17 protein-coding genes and 1 pseudogene are annotated in these 21,081 nt (G+C 72.8%); 6 read left to right on the top strand and 12 right to left on the bottom strand.

The annotated features are described in order from the left end of the window. Positions 1 to 197 precede the first annotated feature (197 nt). Entirely contained in the window at positions 198 to 1,079 is an 882-nt protein-coding gene (locus FL583_RS00460; protein ID WP_142702405.1) for a sigma-70 family RNA polymerase sigma factor, read from the top strand. 66 nt (positions 1,080 to 1,145) lie between these two features. Here the strand turns inward: FL583_RS00460 and FL583_RS00455 are convergent, their stop codons facing one another. Genes FL583_RS00455 through FL583_RS00435 form a run of 5 tightly spaced genes read right to left on the bottom strand, consistent with a single transcriptional unit; the run spans position 1,146 to position 5,435 of the window. Next, on the bottom strand, positions 1,146 to 2,006 hold the full coding sequence (locus FL583_RS00455; protein WP_142702404.1) for a sulfurtransferase: 861 nt from the start codon (positions 2,004 to 2,006) through the stop codon (positions 1,146 to 1,148). Further along, positions 2,003 to 3,004 carry a ketopantoate reductase family protein gene (locus FL583_RS00450; protein ID WP_170323414.1) on the bottom strand — a complete coding sequence of 334 codons (1,002 nt, stop codon included), beginning with the start codon at positions 3,002 to 3,004 and terminating at the stop codon, positions 2,003 to 2,005. Before FL583_RS00450 ends, FL583_RS00455 begins: the two co-directional genes overlap by 4 nt. After that, a complete protein-coding gene (locus FL583_RS00445; RefSeq protein ID WP_142702402.1) occupies positions 3,001 to 4,296 on the bottom strand; it encodes an MFS transporter in 1,296 nt (431 codons plus the stop codon). The genes FL583_RS00450 and FL583_RS00445 overlap by 4 nt, the downstream gene beginning before the upstream one ends. Positions 4,297 to 4,333: 37 nt before the next feature. After that, complete coding sequence (locus FL583_RS00440; protein WP_142702401.1) at positions 4,334 to 5,011, bottom strand: DUF4142 domain-containing protein; 678 nt, start codon at positions 5,009 to 5,011, stop codon at positions 4,334 to 4,336. Positions 5,012 to 5,039: 28 nt separating this feature from the next. Next, a complete protein-coding gene (locus FL583_RS00435; protein WP_142702400.1) occupies positions 5,040 to 5,435 on the bottom strand; it encodes a DNA-binding protein in 396 nt (131 codons plus the stop codon). Positions 5,436 to 5,578: 143 nt separating this feature from the next. Between FL583_RS00435 and FL583_RS00430 the strand changes: the two genes are divergently transcribed. Continuing rightward, positions 5,579 to 8,191, top strand: a complete 2,613-nt coding sequence (locus FL583_RS00430) for a Tex family protein (protein WP_420843100.1) — start codon at positions 5,579 to 5,581, stop codon at positions 8,189 to 8,191. A 718-nt stretch (positions 8,192 to 8,909) separates the two neighbouring features. Here the strand turns inward: FL583_RS00430 and FL583_RS42230 are convergent. Then, positions 8,910 to 10,394: pseudogene (locus FL583_RS42230) on the bottom strand (MFS transporter); the annotation flags it as partial. A gap of 367 nt (positions 10,395 to 10,761) precedes the next feature. Here FL583_RS42230 and FL583_RS00420 point away from each other — a divergent pair. The 4 genes from FL583_RS00420 (at position 10,762) to FL583_RS00405 (ending at position 15,503) form a co-directional block, all read left to right on the top strand. Beyond that, positions 10,762 to 11,706 carry a substrate-binding domain-containing protein gene (locus tag FL583_RS00420; protein ID WP_142702398.1) on the top strand — a complete coding sequence of 315 codons (945 nt, stop codon included), beginning with the start codon at positions 10,762 to 10,764 and terminating at the stop codon, positions 11,704 to 11,706. A gap of 34 nt (positions 11,707 to 11,740) precedes the next feature. After that, positions 11,741 to 14,005 (top strand): PAS domain-containing hybrid sensor histidine kinase/response regulator, encoded by a 2,265-nt coding sequence (locus FL583_RS00415; protein ID WP_142702397.1) that lies wholly within the window; start codon positions 11,741 to 11,743, stop codon positions 14,003 to 14,005. Positions 14,006 to 14,427: 422 nt separating this feature from the next. Further along, complete coding sequence (locus tag FL583_RS00410; RefSeq protein WP_142702396.1) at positions 14,428 to 14,913, top strand: glutathione peroxidase; 486 nt, start codon at positions 14,428 to 14,430, stop codon at positions 14,911 to 14,913. Positions 14,914 to 14,921: 8 nt separating this feature from the next. Further along, complete coding sequence (locus FL583_RS00405; RefSeq protein ID WP_205751738.1) at positions 14,922 to 15,503, top strand: TetR/AcrR family transcriptional regulator; 582 nt, start codon at positions 14,922 to 14,924, stop codon at positions 15,501 to 15,503. Here the strand turns inward: FL583_RS00405 and FL583_RS00400 are convergent. The 6 genes from FL583_RS00400 to rfbB form a co-directional block, all read right to left on the bottom strand. After that, entirely contained in the window at positions 15,500 to 15,916 is a 417-nt protein-coding gene (locus FL583_RS00400) for a DUF2304 domain-containing protein (protein ID WP_142702395.1), read from the bottom strand. The genes FL583_RS00405 and FL583_RS00400 overlap by 4 nt on opposite strands. A gap of 3 nt (positions 15,917 to 15,919) precedes the next feature. Further along, on the bottom strand, positions 15,920 to 16,633 hold the full coding sequence (locus FL583_RS00395; RefSeq protein WP_420843107.1) for a glycosyltransferase family 2 protein: 714 nt from the start codon (positions 16,631 to 16,633) through the stop codon (positions 15,920 to 15,922). A gap of 140 nt (positions 16,634 to 16,773) precedes the next feature. Continuing rightward, positions 16,774 to 17,796 carry a glycosyltransferase family 2 protein gene (locus FL583_RS00390; protein WP_142702393.1) on the bottom strand — a complete coding sequence of 341 codons (1,023 nt, stop codon included), beginning with the start codon at positions 17,794 to 17,796 and terminating at the stop codon, positions 16,774 to 16,776. Then, positions 17,780 to 19,114: a lipopolysaccharide biosynthesis protein gene (locus tag FL583_RS00385; RefSeq protein WP_142702392.1), complete on the bottom strand. Its 1,335-nt coding sequence runs from the start codon at positions 19,112 to 19,114 to the stop codon at positions 17,780 to 17,782. The genes FL583_RS00390 and FL583_RS00385 overlap by 17 nt, the downstream gene beginning before the upstream one ends. Continuing rightward, entirely contained in the window at positions 19,111 to 19,986 is an 876-nt protein-coding gene (gene rfbD, locus FL583_RS00380) for a dTDP-4-dehydrorhamnose reductase (RefSeq protein WP_142702391.1), read from the bottom strand. Before rfbD ends, FL583_RS00385 begins: the two co-directional genes overlap by 4 nt. A 2-nt stretch (positions 19,987 to 19,988) precedes the next feature. After that, positions 19,989 to 20,981, bottom strand: a complete 993-nt coding sequence (rfbB, locus tag FL583_RS00375; RefSeq protein WP_142702390.1) for a dTDP-glucose 4,6-dehydratase — start codon at positions 20,979 to 20,981, stop codon at positions 19,989 to 19,991. Positions 20,982 to 21,081 lie beyond the last annotated feature (100 nt).

Below are 21,081 nucleotides of genomic sequence, written 5' to 3'. Positions count from 1 at the left end.
ACCGGCCCTGATCGCACCTCGCGATCGGGGCCGGTTGCATTTGGTAGCGGGAGCATCACTCCTTGCAACCGATGTGCAACCGTGCGACACCCTTTTTCGCACCCGAACGGGTCAAATCTTTGTGTGTCGGACCGGAACAGCCCCGCTGCGGGAGTGGGCGCGGCCGGCACCGACCGAACGACCTCAAGGGGGACCGCATGACCACTCTTGCCACTCCGGAGCGCCTGTCCGAGCGGGAACTCGACGCGCTCGTGCGGGATCACCTCGCGCTGGTGGGCCACCTCGTCCGGGAGATGCTGGGCCGGGTCCCCGCGCACGTCAACCGCGACGACCTCACCTCGGCCGGCCTGGCCGCCCTGGCCGCCGCCGCGAAGTCCTACGACCCGTCCCGGGGCACGCCGTTCGGCTCGTTCGCCACCGTCCGGATCCGCGGTGCGCTCCTCGACGAGCTCCGCGGCCTCGACTGGGCCAGCCGATCCGTCCGCCACCGGGCCCGGAAGATCGAGACCGCCACCGCCGAGCTGACCGCTCAGCTCGGTCGCACGCCCACCGAGGCGGAACTGGCCGAGACACTCGGCGTGGCCGTCTCCGAACTGCACTCGGCGGCCGACGACGTCCAGCGCGCCGTCGTGCTCTCGCTGCAGGGCTTCGCCGCCGGGACGGCCGAGGACCTGGTGCCCGACCGCACCCAGGGCCCGGAGGAACTCCTGCTCCACCGCGAGAAGATCGGCTACCTGCACCAGGCCATCTCGGCGCTGCCCGAGCGGCTCCGGACCGTCGTCGAGTCGTACTTCCTCGACGAGCGCCCGATGGCCGTGATCGCGGCCGAGCTCGGCGTCACCGAGTCGCGGGTCTCGCAGCTGCGAGCGGAGGCGCTGACCCTGCTGCGCGACGGGATCAACTCCCAGCTCGACCCCGACCAGCTCCCGACCCACGTCCGCCAGGACGGGTGCATCGCCCGCCGGCGTCACACCTACTACACCGACGTCGCGGCGCGCGGGAACCTGCACTCGCGTCTCACCCACACGTCGCCGCTGGGTACCCCGCTGCGCGGGGCCCTCAAAGCGGCGGGCTTCTGAGCTACCGGCTGCACCGCGGTCGGTGACGCGCGGCCTTTCCCGCGGGCCGCGTTCGGGAGCCCCTGCCTAGTCGGCGGGGGCTCCCGGTTCGTCGTCGGTCGGCCAGGGGCCGGTGACGGCCGGGCGGGACGGGTCGGCCGACCACTGGGACCACGAGCCCGGGTAGAGCGACGCCTCGATGCCCGCGATCGCGAGCGCGGCCACCTCGTGCGCCGCGGTGACGCCCGAGCCGCAGTACACGCCGACCGGCGCGCTCCCGGTCACGCCCTTCCCGGCGAACAGTTCGCGGAGCTCGTCGGCCGGTCGGAACGTGCCGTCGGGCCGGAGGTTGCCCGCGGTCGGCGCCGAGACCGCGCCCGGGATGTGGCCCGGACGGGAGTCGACCGGCTCGACCTCGCCCCGGTACCGCTCGCCCGGCCGCGCGTCCAGGAGGACGCCCGAGCCGGCCAGCGCGGCCGCCTCGTCGGCGTCCAGGACCGGGAGTTGCCCGGGCCGCAGCGGAACGTCCCCGCCGCCCGGAGCCGGGTTCTCCCCGCTCTCGACGTCGTAGCCGGCCGCGATCCAGGCGCCGAGCCCACCGTCGAGCAGCCGGACGTCCTCGACCCCGGCCCAGCGCAGCAGCCACCAGGCCCGGGCGGCGGCCAGCCCGCCCGTGTTGTCGTAGGCGACGACCGGCTTCCCGATCCGGACGCCCCAGCGCCGGACGGTCTCCTGCAGGTCGGCCAGGGCGGGCAGGGGATGCCGGCCGTCGGCCACGGTGCCCGGAGACGCCAGCTCCGTGTCCAGATCAGCGAAGAGCGCACCCGGGACGTGCCCGGCCCGGTAATGCTCCCGCCCGGCCGGGTCACCCAGGGCCCACCGGACGTCCAGCAGGGTTACCTGCGGCAGTCTGCACAGGTCTGAGGCGGTGATCAGGAGGGCGGTCACCGGCCGGTCCCCTCGGTGGTGCCCAGCAGAGCGTCGGGAAGAGCGGGATCACCACCGCCGGGCGGGACACCGTCGCGCGCGGCTCTCGCGACCGCGGCCTGCATCGCCGCGTTCAGCGGCGTCGGGACGCCGTGCAGACGGCCGAGGAGCACGATCTCGCCGTTGAGGAAGTCGGCCTCGGTCGCGCCGGCGCCCTTCCCCAGGCTCTGACGGGTGGAGCTGCCGCCGTACCGGTCCATCAGGTCGGCGGAGAGCCCGACGCGCATGTCGGGGTCGGCCGAGAGGTCGGCCGGGTCGAAACCGGCCTTCTCGACCACCCGGCGGGCCTCGGCCTGGAGCGCCTCGGCCAGGTCGTCGAAGCGCTCGTGGCCGGCGTAGAGCGCGTCGACCGGGTTGACGACGTTGTTGATCAGCTTGCCGGCCTTCCATCGCGGGAGGTCGTCGACCAGCCGGACGGCGAAGCCGGAACGGCGCAGGTCGGTGGCCCAGACCTCGGCGTCCGGGTCGAGACCGCCCGGGTAACCGCCCAGGTAGAACGCGCCGACGACCGGATCGCCGGGCGCGACGACCTCGCCCGGGCGCAGGTAGCTGCTCGGCATCTGGACGGCCGCGCCGGACGTGCGGGCGAAGCGGCGCAGCGCGACGCGCTCGTTGTCCAGGCCGTTCTGCAGGCTGATCAGCGGCAGCGACTCGGCCGCGGTGGTACCGCCGGTGACCGGGCGCCACGACCACTCGGCCAGCACGGCCTCGGTGTCCTGGGTCTTGGTGGCCAGCACCAGGACGTCGCCGACGGTCAGGTCGACCTCGGCCGCGGACCCGGCGACCGGCAGCTTGATGCGCCGCTCGCCCTCCGGGCGGACGTAGCGCAGGCCGTCGGTGGCGATCGCGGTGCGGTGGGCACCGCGGGCGACCAGGACGACGCCCACGCCGGTCGAGCGCAGCTGGGCGGCGACCGGTGCGCCGATCGCGCCGGCGCCGATGATGACGTAACGGCTCACGTCAGCCCTTCCTCTCGGCTCGGTGTCCTGCTTACCGCACGCGGGGGCGGGTCCGGCGCCGGGCCTCGCCGTTTTCGCGGAAGGAGGATTCGCGGAAGGAGGAGAAGCAGCGCGCAGCCCAGGGCCGTGCCGCCGGCGACCGTCATCGCGGCCCGGGCCGAGAACGCGTCGGCCACCCAGCCGATCAGCAGCGCGCCGAACGGCGTCGTGCCGAACCAGCCCAGCGTGAGCAGCGACATCATCCGGCCGAGCATCGCCGGTTCGGCGACCTGCTGGACGAGCGCGGTGACCGTCGACTGGTACCAGGTGATCGCGATGCCCATGACCGGGAGGATCACGAAGAAGACGGCCAGGTTCGGGGCCACGCCGGCCGCGGCGACCGTTACCCCGAGTGCGCCGGCGGCCAGCGCCAGCCGGCGCCGGTTCAGGCGCGCCCCCACCGCGACGAGTCCGCCGAGTACGGCGCCGACCGCGTCCGTCGAATAGGCCAGTCCGACGTAGTTCGAGCCGCCGCGGTAGGTGAACGTGACCATGGCCGCGAGCATCACCGCGAAGTTGAACGTGAGACCGCCGATCGCGACGTTGGCCAGCAGGGCGTCCCGCAGATCGGGGTGGTGCCAGGCGTATCGCAGGCCGAACGTCTCCGCTCGGCGGATCGTGGTCGGCCGGTCGGCACTCTCACCCCGTCGGAGAAAAAGGAGCGCGATGACGACGACCAGGTACGACGCGCCGTTGGCGGCGAAGCAGGCGGCCGGGCCGAGCGTGGCGTAGATCAGGCCGGCCAGCGCCGGACCGGCCAGGCGCGCGGCCGCGCCGCTCGTCGTGATCAGGCTGATCGCGCTGGAGCGGTGATCGGCGTCGATGAACCGGGGGAGCAGCGTGTAGATCCCCGGGCGGTCGAACGCCTGGGCGACCCCGAACAGCCCGGTGGCGACTCCGAGCGACCACACCGGCGCGTGCCCGGTCGCCGCGAGCACGGCCAGGACCAGCGCGGTGGTGGCGCTCAGCGTCGAGGTGCCGATCAGTAACCGGCGGACGTCGACCCGGTCGAGGACGCGGCCGGTGAACGGCGACAGGATCAGCGTCGGCCCGAACTGCACGGCGGTGACGAGGCCGAGCGCGGCCGCGCTGCCGGTCAGGTGCAGGACGAGGAGGGACGTCGCGAGGTTCTGGGACCAGGTGCCGATGAACGAGACGACCTGGGCGCCGAACAGGATCCGGAACGCCGGGATCCGGAGGGCGCGGGTGCCGCGGAAAGCGGCCCGTGCGCGGGCGCGCACGCTGGAGGTCACCCGTCCAGCCTCCGCTACGGCCCGGACGCCCCTGAGGTCAGGGGGCCGGGGTGACCGATGGCCAGGGGCCGCCGGGGACGGGGATGCCGGTCGCGGACGGGCGCGGTTGCGTCCAACCGGGGGTGCCGCCGGCGGGCTCCTCGACCCGCCATCCGGGCGACGGGGCGGTGCTGACCGCCGGGACCGACCCGGGGCGGGGGACGTCCGGCTCGGCCGGGACGGCCGCGCCGACCGCCGGTTCGGCGTCGGCCAGCCGCCGGAGGTGGTCGCTGACCATCGGCCGGGCCGCCCGGGCCAGCGCTTTCACGGTTTCCGACGCCCCGGCGGTGAGCTCGGCGGTGGCCAGCGAGGTGGCCCGCTGGTGTTCGGTGACCTGGGTCGACACCCAGAGCCGGTCGAACTCGTCGGCGGTGGCCGTGCGGTAGCGCTCGGCGAGGGCTTCCTGTTCGGGCGTCGGGGTGGCCGGCAGGACGACGTCGAGGGCGATCGCGGCCTGGGTGAGGGCCTGGTCGGCGAAGGTGTGGTCGTCGATCCAGCGGGCGGCGAGGTCGCGGACGGTGGACGTGCCGGCGCGCTGCTGGGCGATGCGGGCCGCGCTGATCTCGGCGAGGTTGCCCTGGTGGGCGGTGCGCAGGAACAGTCGATCCTGGGCGTTGGGCTGGGTCGGGGTCGTGGCCAGCAACCCGACGATGATCAGCGCGGCGAGCGTTCGCATGCGCGGTGTATGCCCGGTTGTGTACCGTTTACTCGGTGCGGCTCGCCAGCCGGTCGTGGCGCTGGGACGCGGCCTGGGCGCTGCCGAGGCCGAGCCCGAACGCGATGTCGGCCCACGTCATGCCCCGGCCGCGGGCCAGCAGGAGCAGGCTGAGCTCCAACTCGTCGAGTTCGGCCCGGACCAGCGGCACCAGCGTGAGGGCCGCCGTGAGGTCGTCGGCGTCGACCTCGGGCTCGCCGTCGCGGTAGCCGGCCGACCCTCCGGCCAGGAACGCGGCCAGGCGGACAGCCTCGTGCGGGCCGAGCATCGCCGGGTTGACCTGGCGCGCGCGGGCCTCGGCGTCGCCGCCGTGCCGCTCGGCCAGCCGGAACAGGGCGGTGTAGGTGCGCTCGGCGCGAGCCCGGCTGGGGTTGGGCTTCTGCATGGTTCCGATTTTAAACTACCCGTTGTCAACGACACGTTGAATTGCTCGAACCTGTGGACGACGCGCGCCGCCGTCGTCGCGCGGACGCTACGGTTTCCCGGAGCACGAACGGGGCCGGGAGAGACCCGGCCGAAGACGGATTGGTGAGCTGCGTGGCAACAGAATCGGTGGCGGCCGGTGTCGGAGCGCCGGGGGTGGCGTCGATCGGTCGGCGCATCGCCGACGAACTCGGCGTCCAGGAGCGGCAGGTCGATGCCGCGGTCACCCTTCTCGACGGCGGCTCGACGGTGCCGTTCATCGCCCGGTACCGCAAGGAGCAGACCGGCGCGCTCGACGACGCCCAGCTCCGCACGCTCGAGGAGCGTCTCGGCTACCTGCGCGAGCTCGAGGAGCGCCGGGCGGCGGTCCTCGAGTCGATCCGCAGCCAGGGCAAACTCGACGACGCGCTGGCCGGTCGCATCAACGCGGCCGACTCGAAGGCGCGGCTGGAAGACATCTACGCGCCGTTCAAGCCCAAGCGGCGTACGAAGGCGATGGTGGCCCGCGAGGCCGGGCTGGAGCCGTTGGCCGACGCGCTGCTGTCCGACCCGGCCCATGACCCGCAGACGCTGGCCGCGCAGTACGTCGACGCGGAGAAGAACGTCCCCGATGCGGCGGCGGCGCTGGACGGCGCCCGCGCGATCCTCGTCGAGCGGTTCGGTGAAGACGCCGACCTGATCGGCGAGCTGCGCGAGCGGATGTGGGAGCGCGGTCACGTCGCTTCGCGGGTCCGGGAGGGGCGGGAGGAGGCCGGGGCCAAGTTCTCGGACTACTTCGCGTTCTCCGAGCCGTACTCGCGGCTGCCCTCGCACCGCATCCTCGCGCTGTTCCGGGGGGAGAAGGAGGAAGTTCTCGACCTCGATTTCGCGTCCGACGATGCTGAGCCCGCAGGCGCCACTGACTACGAGATCCGGATCGCGGCGAAGTTCGGGATCCGGGATGCCGGGCGTCCGGCCGACCGGTGGCTGCTCGACTCGGTGCGCTGGGCCTGGCGGACCCGGATCGTGGTCCGGCTCGGCATCGACCTGCGGCTCCGGCTGCGCCAGTCGGCCGAGGACGACGCGGTCGCGGTGTTCGCCGGCAACCTGCGTGACCTGCTGCTGGCCGCGCCGGCCGGTACGCGCGCCACGATGGGGCTCGACCCGGGCCTGCGCACCGGTGTGAAGGTCGCGGTCGTCGACGGCACCGGCAAGGTGACCGCGACCGACACGATCTACCCGCACGAGCCCCGCCGCCGCTGGGACGAGTCGATCGCGACGCTGGCCCGGTTGTGCGCGGCCCAGAACGTCGAGCTGATCGCGATCGGAAACGGGACGGCGTCCCGGGAGACCGACAAGCTGGCCGCCGAGCTCATCGCCAAGCACCCCGAGCTGAAGCTCACGAAGATCGTCGTGTCCGAGGCCGGTGCGTCGGTCTACTCGGCGTCGGCGTACGCGTCGCAGGAGCTGCCCGGTCTCGACGTCTCGCTGCGCGGCGCGGTGTCGATCGCCCGGCGCCTGCAGGACCCGCTGGCCGAGCTGGTGAAGATCGACCCGAAGTCGATCGGGGTCGGCCAGTACCAGCACGATCTGTCCGAGCTGAAGCTGTCCCGCTCGCTCGACGCGGTCGTCGAAGACTGTGTGAACGCGGTCGGCGTCGACCTGAACACCGCGTCGGTGCCGCTGCTGGCCCGGGTGTCGGGCATCAGCACCGGCCTGGCCGAGAACATCGTCGTGCACCGGGACGCGAACGGGCCGTTCCGCTCGCGGGCGGCGCTGGCCGGGGTGCCGCGGCTGGGCCCGAAAGCATTCGAGCAGTGCGCCGGTTTCCTACGCATCCCGGGCGGTGACGACCCGCTGGACACGACGTCGGTGCACCCGGAGGCGTACCCGGTCGTGCGGCGGATCGTGTCGTCGGCCGGCAGCGACGTGCGGAGCCTGCTCGGCAACACCGCGGCGCTGCGGGCGCTGAAGCCGACCGACTTCGTCGACGACCGATTCGGGTTGCCGACCGTCACCGACATCCTCACCGAGCTCGAGAAGCCCGGCCGCGACCCACGCCCCGAGTTCAAGACCGCGACGTTCACCGAGGGCGTCGAGACGCTGTCGGACCTGACCCCCGGCCTCGTGCTGGAGGGCGTCGTGACGAACGTGGCCGCGTTCGGAGCGTTCGTCGACGTGGGCGTGCACCAGGACGGTCTCGTGCACGTCTCGGCGATGTCGAAGACGTTCGTGAAGGACCCGCGGGATGTCGTGAAGCCGGGCGACATCGTGCGGGTGAAGGTTCTGGACGTCGATGTGCCGCGGAAGCGGATCTCGTTGACGTTGCGCCTGGAGGACGAGGCCGGCCCGGGCGGGAGCCGGGCGTCCGGCGGAGGCCGGGGCCGTGAGGGCGGCCGTGACGGCGGCCGCGACGGTGGGCGTGACGGCGGCCGTGACGGTGGGCGTGACGGCGGCCAGCGTGGGCGGGACGGGTCCGGGGGCGGGGCGCCGGGTGGCCCGGGGCGCGGGGGGAGCGGGTCGCGCGGTGGGGGCTCGCAGGGTGGGGGCTCGCACGGCGGGAGTGGCCGGGACGGCGCGCATCGTGGTGGTGCGGGTGGCGGGCGTGGGCAGGGAGGTGGCGGCCAGCGGCAGCGGGGCGGCCGGCCTGAGCCTGAGGGTGCCCTGGCCGACGCGCTGCGCCGGGCCGGCTTGGTGGGCGGCGACTCCGACGACCGAGGAGACCGCCGCAAGCGCTGACCCGCCGAGGGCCGGTTTGCCGGGGTTCGGCCTGCTGGGGGCCGGCCTGTTGGGGCTCGGCCTCTGCGGTTAGGCCGTTCCGGAGGGTGGCTCGTCACGGATGGGCCGCTGGGCGTGGCCTGTGCCGGATGGCTCGCCGAGGGGGCGCGCCGAGGGTGGCCCGCCGCAACGGGCCGCCGTGTCCGGGCCAGCGACAGCCGGCCCGACGCGGACGCAGTGCCGAGGACCGGTCCGCCGCGAAAACCTCGCTCCTGCGCCTTGACCCGCGCCCCGCCGCCCGGGGCCGACCCCGGCCGTCTCGGACGTACTTCCACCGCGCCATTCCGCAGCTCGCACGCCCTCGGTGCTCGCGCCGAACGGCGCTGCGGGGCCTCGCGACCCCCGTCGGTCAGCCCCGCGAAGCAGGGGCTTCGAAGGGCGTGTCCGGGTAGAGCTGAGGCCCCGTCACCCCGCAATGCAGGCACTGCGCCAGATCGAACTTCGCCGGCTCGGCCGCCGGCTTCGCCGCCCCCACCGGCGCGCCGCCCACCGGCGCGCCGCCCACCGGCGCCCCCGAACCCACCGGCACCGCCGCCGGAGCCTCGCCCGCGCCAGTCAGAACCCCGTCCCCCGGCACCCCAACGCCCGCACCCGGCCCGTCCCCGTCCGAAAGCGCCCCCGGAACGCCCCCACCAGCGACAGCCGCCCCCGGAACAGCTCCACCAGGCACCGCCCCACCCGGCACGGCCGCGCCCGCGGCCGGCGCACCGGGCGCGCCGGTCGGCGCGCCGGCATCCGCACCGACCGAGCCGGCTGCGGCCGGCCCAGCGCCCACCGGCGCCCCCGCCCGAATAGTCGTGAACGACAAAACCCCACCCACGACGAGAAGCGCCGCACACACCATCATCGCCATCCGGAACCCGTCCGACATCGCCCCCGGATCCGCATAAGCCTGACCACTCAGCCCCGCCACCACCGGAATCACCGCCACCGACAGCAACCCCGCCGCCCGCGCGACCGCGTTGTTGACGCCGGACGCGATTCCCGCGTGCCGCGCCTCGGCCGAGCCGAGCACGGTCGCGGTCAGCGGCGCCACGGTCAGCGACAGCCCGGCCCCGAACAGCACGACCGCGGGCAGCACCGACCCCAGGTACGTCGCCCCCGGCCCGATCCGCGTCGCGAGCAGTAAGCCACCCGCGGCCACCAGCGGCCCCACCGTCAGCGGGATGCGCGCGCCGATCCGGTCGGCGAGCGCGCCGGAGCGCGACGAGAACGTCAGCATGATCGCGGTGACCGGCAGCAGCGCGGTGCCGGCGGCGATCGGCGAGAAGCCGGCGACGACCTGCAGCTGAAGCACGAGCAGGAAGAAGAACACGCCGAGCGCGGCGTAGACGAGGAACGTGACGCCGTTGATCGCGGTGAACATCCGGTTCGTGAACAGGTCCAGCGGCACCAGCGGATGCGGCGACCGACGCTCGACCAGCAGGAACCCGGCCAGCAGGACGACGCCCGCGGCCACCAGCGTCCACACGAACGGACCGAAGCCCCGCCCGCCGGCGATCAGACCGTAGGTGAGCACGCCGAGCCCGGCCGCGCCGAGCACGGTGCCGCTCACGTCGAAGCCGCGCACGCTCGACGTGTCCCGGGTCTCCGGCACGTGCACCCGGGCGATCACGACGACGACGACCGCCAGCGGCAGGTTGAGCAGGAACACCGTGCGCCAGTCCCACTCGACCAGCCACCCGCCGACGAACGGGCCGATCGCCCCGGCGATGCCGCCGAACGCCGACCAGGCCCCGACCGCCCGCGAGCGGTCGCGCGGATCGAACGTGGCCGCGATCATCGCCAGGCTGCCCGGCGTGAGCAGCGCCCCGCCGATGCCCTGCAGGGCCTGCGCGAGCGCGAGCAGCCCGGCCGACGGCGCGAGCGCGCAGAACAGCGACGCGACCGCGAACCAGATGACGCCGAAGATGAAGACCCGCCGCCGGCCGAAGCGGTCGCCGAGCGCGCCGCCGAGCAGGATCAGCGCGGCCAGCGTGAGCGTGTACGCGTTGACGATCCACTGCAGCCCGGCGAAGTCGGCGTCGAGGTCGTGGCCGATCCGCTCCAGCGCGACGTTGACGACCGTGCCGTCGAGCATGACGAGGCTGGAGCCCAGCACCGTCGCCAGCAGCACCCAGCGCCCCTGCGCGGTTCCCATCCGGAGGCCCGTGCCATCCGCCATGTCAGCCCTCCGCCCCTGAACCCCTGCCGCCGGGACGCTACCCGATCCCTCCGACGAGACCATCCGTCAGACGACGGTCGCCGATTACTCTGCGCCGAGCAGAGGTGTCAAACGACGATCCGGTGAACGACCCCCGGGCAGGATCGCCCACTTATTCGATATTTGCGGGGAGAAGTCGGTCGGTGACATGGCTGACATCGGCTGATGCAGTAGGGGACTCTGCGGTGAACACTGTTTGGAGCTGCTAGGTTCCATCACCGTGAGAGTGGTCACACACCGTCGTCAGAACCTCCGTCTCAGACCGGTCCGCGCCGTCGTGGCCGGCGTCGCCTGCGCGAGTCTGATACTCGCCGCCGCCGGGTGCGGCATGGCGCCGACGCGGTCCAGCGCGGCCACCAGCGACCGGTCGCAGGCCCAGCTCGGCCTCCTGGTCCCCGACTCGACGGCCGACGACTGGGACGCGCTCCGCAGCGCCGCGGTGGACGCCGGCGACCAGTTCGCGATCGACGTCTCCCCGGACGCCGCCGACGAGACCGACCCGGCGGCCCAGATCCGCAAGGTCGAGGCGTTCGGCGAACAGCAGCTCAAGTGCTTCGCGATCGCCCCGGTCGACCCGGCCGCCCTCGTCGGCCCGCTCGCCGCGCTCGCGAAGAAGAAGGTCTCGATCTTCAACCTCGGCCTCCAGATGGACGACGAGGCGGCCGCGAAGGCCGGCTACCAGATCACCTCGATCATCGGCCCGTCCGACGAGGAGATCGGCCACCAGGCCGCCCGCGAGATGATCACCGCGGTCGCCAAGGGCAGTGAGGTCGCGATGGTGCTCGGCACCGACTCCGACCCGAACGCCGCACTCCAGCGCAAGGGCTTCACCGACGCCGCCGACGGCAACCTCGTGGTCTCCACCACCAAGGCGACGAACGACAACTACAACACCGCGGTCCAGGTGGTCACCGACACGATCGCCGCCAAGCCGAGCCTCAAGGGCATCTTCGCCAGCAGCGACGTCATCGGTCGCGCGGCGGCCAAGGCGGTCAAGGCGGCCGGGAAGGCCGACTCGATCTCGGTGATCTCGGTCGGCGGCACGATCGAGGGTCTGCGCGCCGTGCAGTCCGGTGAGCTCGAGGCCACCGTGGCGACGTTCCCCGCGTCGGTCGGCGAGCTGGTCGTCCGGGCCTGCCGTCAGGTCGTCGACGGCGGCACGGTCAAACCCCGGCTGGTGACCCAGAGCTACGCGGTGAACAAGGCGAACGTCGGCGCCGAGCTCGACTCGTACCCGCAGCCGACGCAGCCGTTCCCCGACCCACTGGTGTGACCCATTGCCCTGTAAATGGGGCATAGTGTGGTGAATGGGGACCCTGTCGTTCGCCGCCGACGAGCTGCGACCGGCGGCGCTGCTGGCCCTCGACTCGGACGGCCGGGTCGCGCTGGCCGACGCGCCGGCCGGTGAGCTGTTCGCCTGCCCGGCGGACGCGCTGCTCGGCCGGCCGCTCGCCGACCTGCTCGCGCCACCCGACCAGGAGCCGTCCGCGCGGGGCCTGCTGCAGGCCGAGCCGGGCACGGTCGCGACGACGCCGTTCCGCCGGCCCGACGGCAGCGTGTTCACCGCGTCGGCGGCCCGGGCCGCGCTCACCGGCCGGGACGGTCCGCTGGTCGCGCTCACCCTGCGGACGGCGGCCGAGTACGGAGCGGCCCAGAGCTGGCTCGCCGGCATCGTCCGCTCGGCCCGCGACGCGATCATCGGGGAGTCGCTGGACGGCCGCGTGACCTCGTGGAACGCGGCCGCCGCGCAGCTCTACGGCTACACCGAGGAGGAGATGGTCGGCCGCCGGATGGCCGACCTCTACCCGCCCGAGCGGGCCAGCGAGGAAGAGGACATCCTCCGCCGGATCCTGGTCGGCGAGAGCGTCGAGATCTACGAGGCCCAGCGCCTGCACCGCGACGGTCACCGGATGCTCGTCGAACTCTCGGTCTCGCCGGTCACCGACGCGGCGGGCCGGATCGTCGGTGCGGCCCGGGTCTCCCGGGACGTCACCGCGCGGCACCGCTACGAGGCCAAGTTCCGCTGGCTGCTCGACGCGACCGCGCTGGCCATCATCGGCGTCGACCGGGACGGGATCATCCAGCTCGTCAACTCCGAGGCCCAGCGGCTGTTCGGCTACCCGGCCGACGAGCTACACGGCCAGCCGGTCGAGATCCTGCTGCCGGAGAGCGTCCGCGGACGGCACGGGCAGCACCGGGCGATCTACGCGACCGACCCGCGGATGCGCCGGATGGGGGAGGGCCTGCAGCTGCGGGCCCGCCGCAAGGACGGCTCCGAGTTCCCCGCCGAGATCTCCCTCGCGTCCATCCAGACCGACGAGGGGCTGCTGGTCGCCGCGACCGTCACCGACATCTCGGCCCGGCTCGACCAGGAGACCGAACACCGGCGCCTGGAGAACGAGCTGCAGCGATCGCAGCGCCTGGACAGCCTCGGCCAGCTGGCCGGCGGCGTCGCCCACGACTTCAACAACGTGCTCGCGATCATCAGCACGCACGCGTCGATCCTCGAGGAGGACCTCGAGGACGCGGCCGCCACCACGCCCGCGCTGGACGGCGCGCACGAGGCGGTCGCGCAGGTCCTCGCCGCGTCCGAGCGCGGCGCGCGCCTGACCCGCCAGTTGCTCGCGTTCGGCCGCCGCGAGATCGTCCGGCCCGAGGTCTTCGACCTCAACGACGTCGTCCGCGACGTCCAGCGCATGCTCACCGGCACCCTCGGGGCGGACGTCGTCCTGGGCGCCGATCTGGCCCAGCGCCCGGCCGCGGTCAGTGCCGATCCGGGACGCATCGAGCAGGTCCTGGTGAACCTGGCCGTCAACGCCCGGGACGCGATGCCGGCCGGCGGCTCGCTGACCGTCCGGACCGGCCACACCGTGATCGGGCCGGTCGAGGCGGCCGAGCACGGTCTGGAACGCGGGGCGTACGTCGAACTGGCGGTGATCGACACCGGGACCGGGATGCCGCCGGAGGTCGCCGAGCGGGCGTTCGAGCCGTTCTTCAGCACCAAGGCGGCCGAGGGGCACGGTACCGGCCTCGGGCTGGCGTCGGTGTACGGCATCGTCGCGCAGGCCGGCGGCACGATCGGGCTGGACTCCACGGTCGGGGTCGGCACGACCGTGACGATCCTGCTGCCGTCGGCCGAGCTGGCCGCGCTGGACGACGACCGGCCGGACGCCGGACCGCCCGAACCGGCCCGCCCCGGCTACGGCACGATCCTGCTGGTCGACGACGAACGGGAGCTGCGCGCGTCGATCGAGACGATCCTGACCCGGGTCGGCTACACGGTGTTGTCGGCCGCGTCCGGGGCCGAGGCGGTGGAGCTCGCGACGACGTACCGGGGGCGGCTGGACCTGCTGCTGACCGACATCACGATGCCCGGTCTCTCCGGCCGCGAGGTCGCCGACCGGGTCCGGGCCACGCACCCGTCGATCCAGGTGCTGTACATGTCGGGCTTCGCGCAGCGGTTGCTCACCTCGAAGGGCACCATCGACCCCGAGGTGACGCTGATCGAGAAGCCGTTCAACCGGCGCGACCTGCTGGCCGCGATCGAGGAGACCCTGCGCCTCCCGGTCTAGCGGCGGCGAAAGCGGTTGCGCACCGCGTCGAGGAGGCGCGCGAGCGGGTGGCGGCGTCGTTCCGGGGGATACGGCTGCCAGGCCGGCGGCGGCTCCTCCACCGGCCCGGAGGCCCGGGCGCTGGGAACCGCCCTAGCGGCCCGCTCCCGGCCCGGAACCGCGTGCAGCGCGGCCCCGGGGACGCGTTTGGGCAACCGCTCGGGCGTCCCCGGTCTGGCCCGCGGGCCTCGGGGACTGGGTATGGGCATCGGCTGGCTCATGGGTCTCCCTCGTGCTGCCGGTGCACACGTTCGAACTTCCCGGTCGTCCTCGCGTGAGCGTCACGCAGATGATTGCCCGAGGGCGTGCCACCGATTGATGCATGCACGCATGGGCTCCATACCTGTCGCCAGGACCAGCGCTTCCGGGGATAGTCTCCGGATATGGCGATCTATGACATCCCGCTGCGGACGCTCTCCGGCGACCCGGCGACCCTGGGCGACTACGCCGGGCAGACGCTGCTCGTCGTGAACGTCGCGTCGAAGTGCGGCCTGACCCCGCAGTACGAGGGCCTCGAGCGGCTCCAGAAGAAGTACGAAGACAAGGGCTTCACGGTTCTCGGGTTCCCCTGCAACCAGTTCATGGGGCAGGAGCCGGGCTCGGCCGAGGAGATCCAGGAGTTCTGCTCCGCGACCTACGGCGTCACGTTCCCGCTGTTCGAGAAGATCGAGGTCAACGGCGACAACCGGCACCCGGTCTACCAGGAGCTCACCGCGGTCCCGGACGCGTCCGGCGAGGCCGGTGACGTGCAGTGGAACTTCGAGAAGTTCCTGATCGGCAAGGACGGCGACGTCGTCGCCCGGTTCCGCCCACGCACCGAGCCGGAGTCGGCCGAGGTCGTGAGCGCGATCGAGTCCCAGCTGAGCTGAGCCCCGCCGTGGTGCTGTCTCCCGCCGAGCGTCGGCCCCGTCGTGCCGACGCCCGGCGCAACTACGACCGCTTGCTGGACGCGGCCCGCGAAGCCGTCGCGACCCACGGCGCCGACGCCTCGCTGGACGACATCGCCCGGCGGGCCGGCGTCGGCTCGGGAACCCTCTACCGGCACTTCCCGAGCCGGTCCGCGCTGCTCGAAGCGGTGTTCCACGACCAGGTGGCGGCCCTTCTCGAGCAGGCGAACGCCCTGACCGGCACCGAAGACCCGGGGGCGGCGCTCGACCGCTGGCTGCAGGCGGTACTCCAGCACTCGATCCGTTACCGGGGCCTGGCCGCCTCCCTCAAGGCCGCCGAGAGCGGCTGGTGCCACGCGACGATGCGCACGGCCGCCGACGAACTGGTCGAGCGCGCGAAGGCCACGGGCACGGTCCGTCCCGAGGTCACCGGCTCCGACCTGCTCAAGATCATCAACGGCCTGGCTCTGGCCAACCTCGAGTGCGCGGACGCCGACGCGAGCAGCGCGCGGATGCTCGGCTACGTCCTCGCCGGGCTGCGCCCGCCGGGCCGGCCCCAGCTATCGAGCTAGGACTTGCCCTCGGCCACCACCGCGGCCAGCAGCGCGGTGTCGGCCCCCTCGCCCGCGGCCGGCGGATGCGGCAGCCGGTGCTGGTTGAGGATCTCCGCGTCCCGGAGCGCGACGGCCCGGGCCAGGTCGGTGATCCGCCGTTCCATCTCCCGCGTCCGCAGGTAGAAGTTGATCACGACGAACACGAACGCGACGACGGTCGCGTACAGCACGAGGTCGGCTCCACGGCCGACGCCGACCCAGTGCGCGATCGCCGTGATGTCGTCCGGCCGGACGACCGCGTACGCGGCGAACAGCAGGAACGCGACGAACGCGAGCCGCTTGCCGGCCTGCAGCCGGACGCCGTGCTGCTGCCGGACGAAGTAGAACAGCGACGCGGCGACCGCGAGCAGCAGCAGGAACTGGATGACCATCGGTTACACGCCTCGATGACGCAGGGACAGCTCGAACAGGATGTTGACGCCGTTGACCAGGGACTGGCCCTTGGCCCGGGAGTAGTCGGTGTAGAGGATCGTCACCGGGATCTCGGCGACCCGCCAGTTCGACCGGGCCAGCTTGCCGACGATCTCGGACGCGTGGGCCATGCCGTTCATCCGGATCCGCAGCCCCTCGGCCGCCGGCCGGTTGAGCACCCGCAGCCCGTTGTGCGCGTCGGTCAGCTTCAGCTTCCGCGCGGTCGGGCTCAGCGCCACCACGGTCTTGAGGACGAACCGCTTGAGCCACGGCACGGTCTCGCGCGACTCCAGGAACCGCGAGCCGAGCACGACGTCGGCCTGGCCGGAGCGGGCGACCTCGAGCATCCGCAGCGCGTCCTCGACCCGGTGCTGGCCGTCGGCGTCGAACGTCACGAAGTACTCGGCGCCCGGACGGTTCAGCGCGTACCGGAGACCGGTCTCCAGCGCCGCGCCCTGGCCCATGTTGATCGGGTGCTGCACGAGGTGCGCGCCGGTCGGGGCGATCGCGGCGGCCGAGCCGTCGCGGCTGCCGTCGTCGACGCAGACGATGTTCGGGAACGTCTGCCGGGCGTGCTCGACGACGTCGGCGATCACCTGGGCCTCGTTGTAGACCGGGATGACCAGCCAGACGTCCTTGTTGTCAGGGACGTGCGCGTCGGCCGGGGCGTCGTGCAGATCGCCCTCGGCGACCGCCGGGGTTTCGACGCCGGTACTCTCCGCCACCTCTTCGCTGCTCAGGACAGCGGAGTCCTCGTCCGTCACGATGCTCTCGCCTTCGTTCTCGATTCCGACGAACTCTAATCGCGTCGCGCCACTCATACCCATCGCCTCGTCACCGACCACCAGATCGTGACCAGACCGTTGACCGTGCTGGCCAGGGCCGGTACGGGAATCACCGACGGATCGACTTTTGTCGTCAAAAGTCCCATCCACTCGCGGTCCGGCACCGTCGCTTCCGCCTTCAGAACGCGACGCCTCGCCCGGATGTGCGCCCGGTGCGACCACAGCCAGCGCCAGCCCTTCACCTTCGCCGGGAACCAGCCCTGCGAGGCCGCCATCAGCGTCATCGCCGCTTCCAGCCCGGCCAGCGGCAACGCCAGCAGCACCAGCGCCTTCCCGCTCCACAGCGTGGTCACGAACAGCAGCCGGTTCCGCTCGACCAGGTACATCTTGAAGTCGTTGCGGGAGAACTCGTACCGGTGCACGGCCACCGCGTCGGGCACGTACAGCACCCGCAGCCCCTTCCGCCAGGTGCGGATCGAGAGGTCGGCGTCCTCGTGGTAGGCGAAGTACTCCTCGTCGAAGCCGCCCAGCGCGTCCCAGTGCGCCTTCGGCACCACGACGCAGGCGCCGGACGCGCCCGCGGTCTCCATCGGCTCGGTCAGCGTCTCCGGCTGGCCCATCCGGCCCGACCACGACAGCCCGAGCACGTGGATCGGGTTCGCGCCCGCGTTGAGCAGCGCCGGGTCCTCGGCCAGCCGGACGCTCGCGACCGCGATGCCCACGTCCGGCTTCGACGCCTCCTCGACCAGGCGCGCCATCGTCGTCGGCTCGACCACCGCGTCGCCGTTGACCAGCGCGAGGTACTCGCCGGTGGCGGCCCGGGCCCCGAGGTTGCAGCCTCCGGCGAACCCCGTGTTGGTGCCCGGCCGGACGACCGTGACCCCGTCGACCTGCTCCAGGACGTCCACGTCGTCGGTGGTGCACCCGTTGTCGACCAGGACGACGTCGACGTCGACCTTCTCCGAGGCGAGCAGCGCCTCGACCGACCGCCGCAGCCAAGGCTCCGCCTTGTAGGCGAGCACCACCGCGCTCACGCGCTCAGGCGGCTGGGACATCAGTCAGCTCCTTCTGGGGGACGCTTCGCAGCGCGCGGGACAGCACGGCGCCCAGGACGACGATCGTGACGGCCGCGCTGGCCAGCTGGGCGATCACCGCGTCGGTCACCGGCTCGAACGGCAGCGCGAACGACGCGGCGAACACCACCGCGCCGAGCACCCAGCCGCCGGCGACCCAGCGGTGGTGGCCCAGCGCCAGCAGCGCCGGTTGCACGATCTGGACGGCCATGCCGGCGACGGTGCCGAGCATCAGGGCGGTGACCAGCATGTTCGAGCTGGTGAAGGTGGGGCCGAACGCGATGCGGCCGAGCCAGTGCCCCAGCACCGCGCTGCCCAGGAGCGCCACCGCGCCGACCGCGGCGACGAGCAGCAGCGCCGGGCGCACGGCCCGGCGGAGCGCGCCGGGGTCGCTCTGCGCGGCTGCGTGCGCGAAGCTCGGCAGCACCAGCGACTGCGCGCCCTGGAACACGAACAGCGGGATCCGAGCCAGCACGACCGCGGAGGCGAACGTCGCCGCGGTCGCCGCCCCGGCGTCGTCGTTGGGCAGCAGCGCGTTGACGACGACCGGAGCCGCGTTCGCGATCGCCAGCGACAATCCCCAGGCCACGGTCAACAGCCCGACGCCCCGAGCCAACGGCCCGAAGTCTTGGGGGGCTCCGGGGCCACCGGCCTCCGCGTCGCCGCGTACGTCCGGGAGGAACCAGCGCGCGGTCAGCGCCACGGCCACCGCGGGGGCCAGGCAGAACACCAGCCCGTAGCCCGCGGACCACCCGGCCACGCCCGCGCCGCCGAGCGCCAACGCGGCCAGCACCACCCCGGCGACCAGCCGGACCGTGCCCTCGGTGCCCACGGAGGTCCCGTACCGGCCGAACGCCCGGCGCCCCCCGAAGTTGCCCCGGGTCACCGACACGACCGCGTACGACGCGCTGGCCAGCAACAACCCGGCCAGCAAGACCCCGGAACCGTGCAGCACCTCGGGCAGCAGCACGGGGGAGAGCGCCAGCGTGAGCACCGCGATCCCGGCGAACAGCCCGCCGGAGATCAGCCCGAGCTGCCGCACGACCGGCCGCGGATCGAGCCCGCGGGCCAGCCGCGTCGACACGTTCCGGCTGGTCTCCTGCTCGACCGCCGCGAACAACCCCGGCCCGATGATGTTGACCAGCAGATACACCGACGCCAGGGCGGAGTAGTCGGCGTCGTCGAAGACCCGGCTGGCGATCGCCAGGAACAGATATCCGGCCCCGCCCAGCACCAGGAACCCGGCCCCCACGGACGCGGCGCTGCCCAGCAGCGCACGCAACCGGGAGGTGGTGTTCACGCGGCGGCTCGGGCCTTCTCGACCAGCTCGACGAACGACGGCCGCTCCAGCGCCGACGCCAGCTGATCACGCCAGTGCGGCTGCACCGGGAGGCCGGCGGCGGCCCAGCGGTCGTGGCCGAGCACGCTGTATGCGGGTCGCTTCGCGGGGCGTGGGAACGCGTCCGAGGTGGTGGTCCCGACCCGGTCCGGGTCGAGCCCGGCCAGCCGGTAGATCTCCTGGGTGAGGCCGTGCCAGGTCGTCTCGCCGGACGCCGTGCCGTGGTAGATCCCCGGTGCGGCGTCCGCGCGGCCCAGGGTGACCAGCTGCTCCGCCAGGGCGAACGTCCAGGTCGGCTGCCCGTGCTGGTCGTTCACGACGCTCACGGTCGGGCGCGAGGCGGCCAGCTTGAGCATCGTCGCGACGAAGTTCGTGCCGGTCTCGCCGTACAGCCAGGCCGTGCGCACCACGTAGCCGGTGTCCGGGAGGAGGCCCAGCACGGCCTGCTCGCCGACCAGCTTGCTCCGGCCGTAGGCGTTCACCGGGTCGGTCGCCGCGTCCTCCGGGCACGGGCGCGTCGCGTCGCCGGGGAGCACGTAATCGGTGGAGACCTGCAGCAGGCGCGCGCCGGCCGCCGCGCACGCCGACGCCAGCACCTCGGGCCCGTACCCGTTGACCCGGGTCGCGGTGGCCTCGTCGGTCTCGGCGTCGTCGACCGCGGTGTAGGCGGCGGTGTTCACCACCACGTCGTGGCCGCTGACGGCCGCGCGGACCGCGTCCACATCGGTGATGTCGAGGTCGGCCCGCGTCGCAGCGGTCACGGTCTCGCCGGACAGCAAGGCCGTCAGGTCGTGTCCCAAGGCGCCTCCGGCGCCGGTGATCAACCAGCGCACGACTACTTCTCCAGTGCGGCGCGCTGCTTGAGGGGCTCCCACCAGTCGCGGCGGTCGCGGTACCAGGCGACGGTGTCGGCGAGCCCTTCGGCGAACGGGACCTGCGGGGTGTAGCCGAGTTCGGTGGAGATCTTGGTGATGTCGACGGAGTAGCGCCGGTCGTGGCCCTTGCGGTCTTCGACCGGGGTCACGAAGTTGTCCCAGTCTCGCCCGGTGGCGTCCAGCAGCAGCTGGGTCAGCTCCTTGTTCGTCAGCTCGGTGCCGCCGCCGATGTTGTAGACCTCGCCGGCCCGCCCGCCCTGCAGGGCGAGCTGGATGCCCCGGCAGTGGTCGTCGACGTGCAGCCAGTCGCGGATGTTGCCGCCGTCGCCGTAGAGCGGGACGGGTTTGCCGTCGAGGAGGTTGGTGACGAACAGCGGGATGACCTTCTCGGGGAACTGGTAGGGCCCGTAGTTGTTCGAGCAGCGGGTGACGACGACGTCGACGTGGTGGGTGCGGTGGTAGGCCAGCGCCAGCAGGTCGGAGGAGGCTTTGGAGGCGGAGTAGGGCGAGTTGGGTTGCAGCGGGTGGGTCTCGGGCCAGGAGCCGGTGTCGATGGAGCCGTAGACCTCGTCGGTGGAGACGTGCAGGAACCGGCCGGTTCCGCTGCGGTGGAAGGCGTCGAGCAGGGTCTGGGTGCCCAGGACGTTGGTGGTGACGAACTGGGCGGCGCCGAGGATGGAGCGGTCGACGTGGGATTCGGCGGCGAAGTGCACGATCGCGTCATGTCCGGGGACCAGATCGTTCACCAGGTCGACATCGGTGATGTCGCCTTTGACGAACGTGTAGTTCGGGTGGTCGGCGACCGGGTCGAGGTTCGGCAGGTTCCCCGAATAGGTCAGCGAATCGAGGACCGTCACCGACCAGTCCGCCGCCCCGGCATAACCGCCGGTCAGCAGCGTCCGGACATAATGCGACCCGATGAAACCGGCACCCCCGGTGACAAGAATCCTCACGGCCGCGGAGTGTAGTCACCGGGAGCGACAGACCGTGAATCGGCGGATCGCCGGGGTGTTTCACGCAGTCCTCCTCGCGAGGCCCCGATCGCCGTATTCT

Source organism: Cryptosporangium phraense (genome assembly GCF_006912135.1).
Lineage (GTDB): Bacteria > Actinomycetota > Actinomycetes > Mycobacteriales > Cryptosporangiaceae > Cryptosporangium > Cryptosporangium phraense.
The sequence above is the reverse complement of the archived record's forward strand: the minus strand, read 5'-3'. Positions and strand labels throughout refer to the sequence as shown.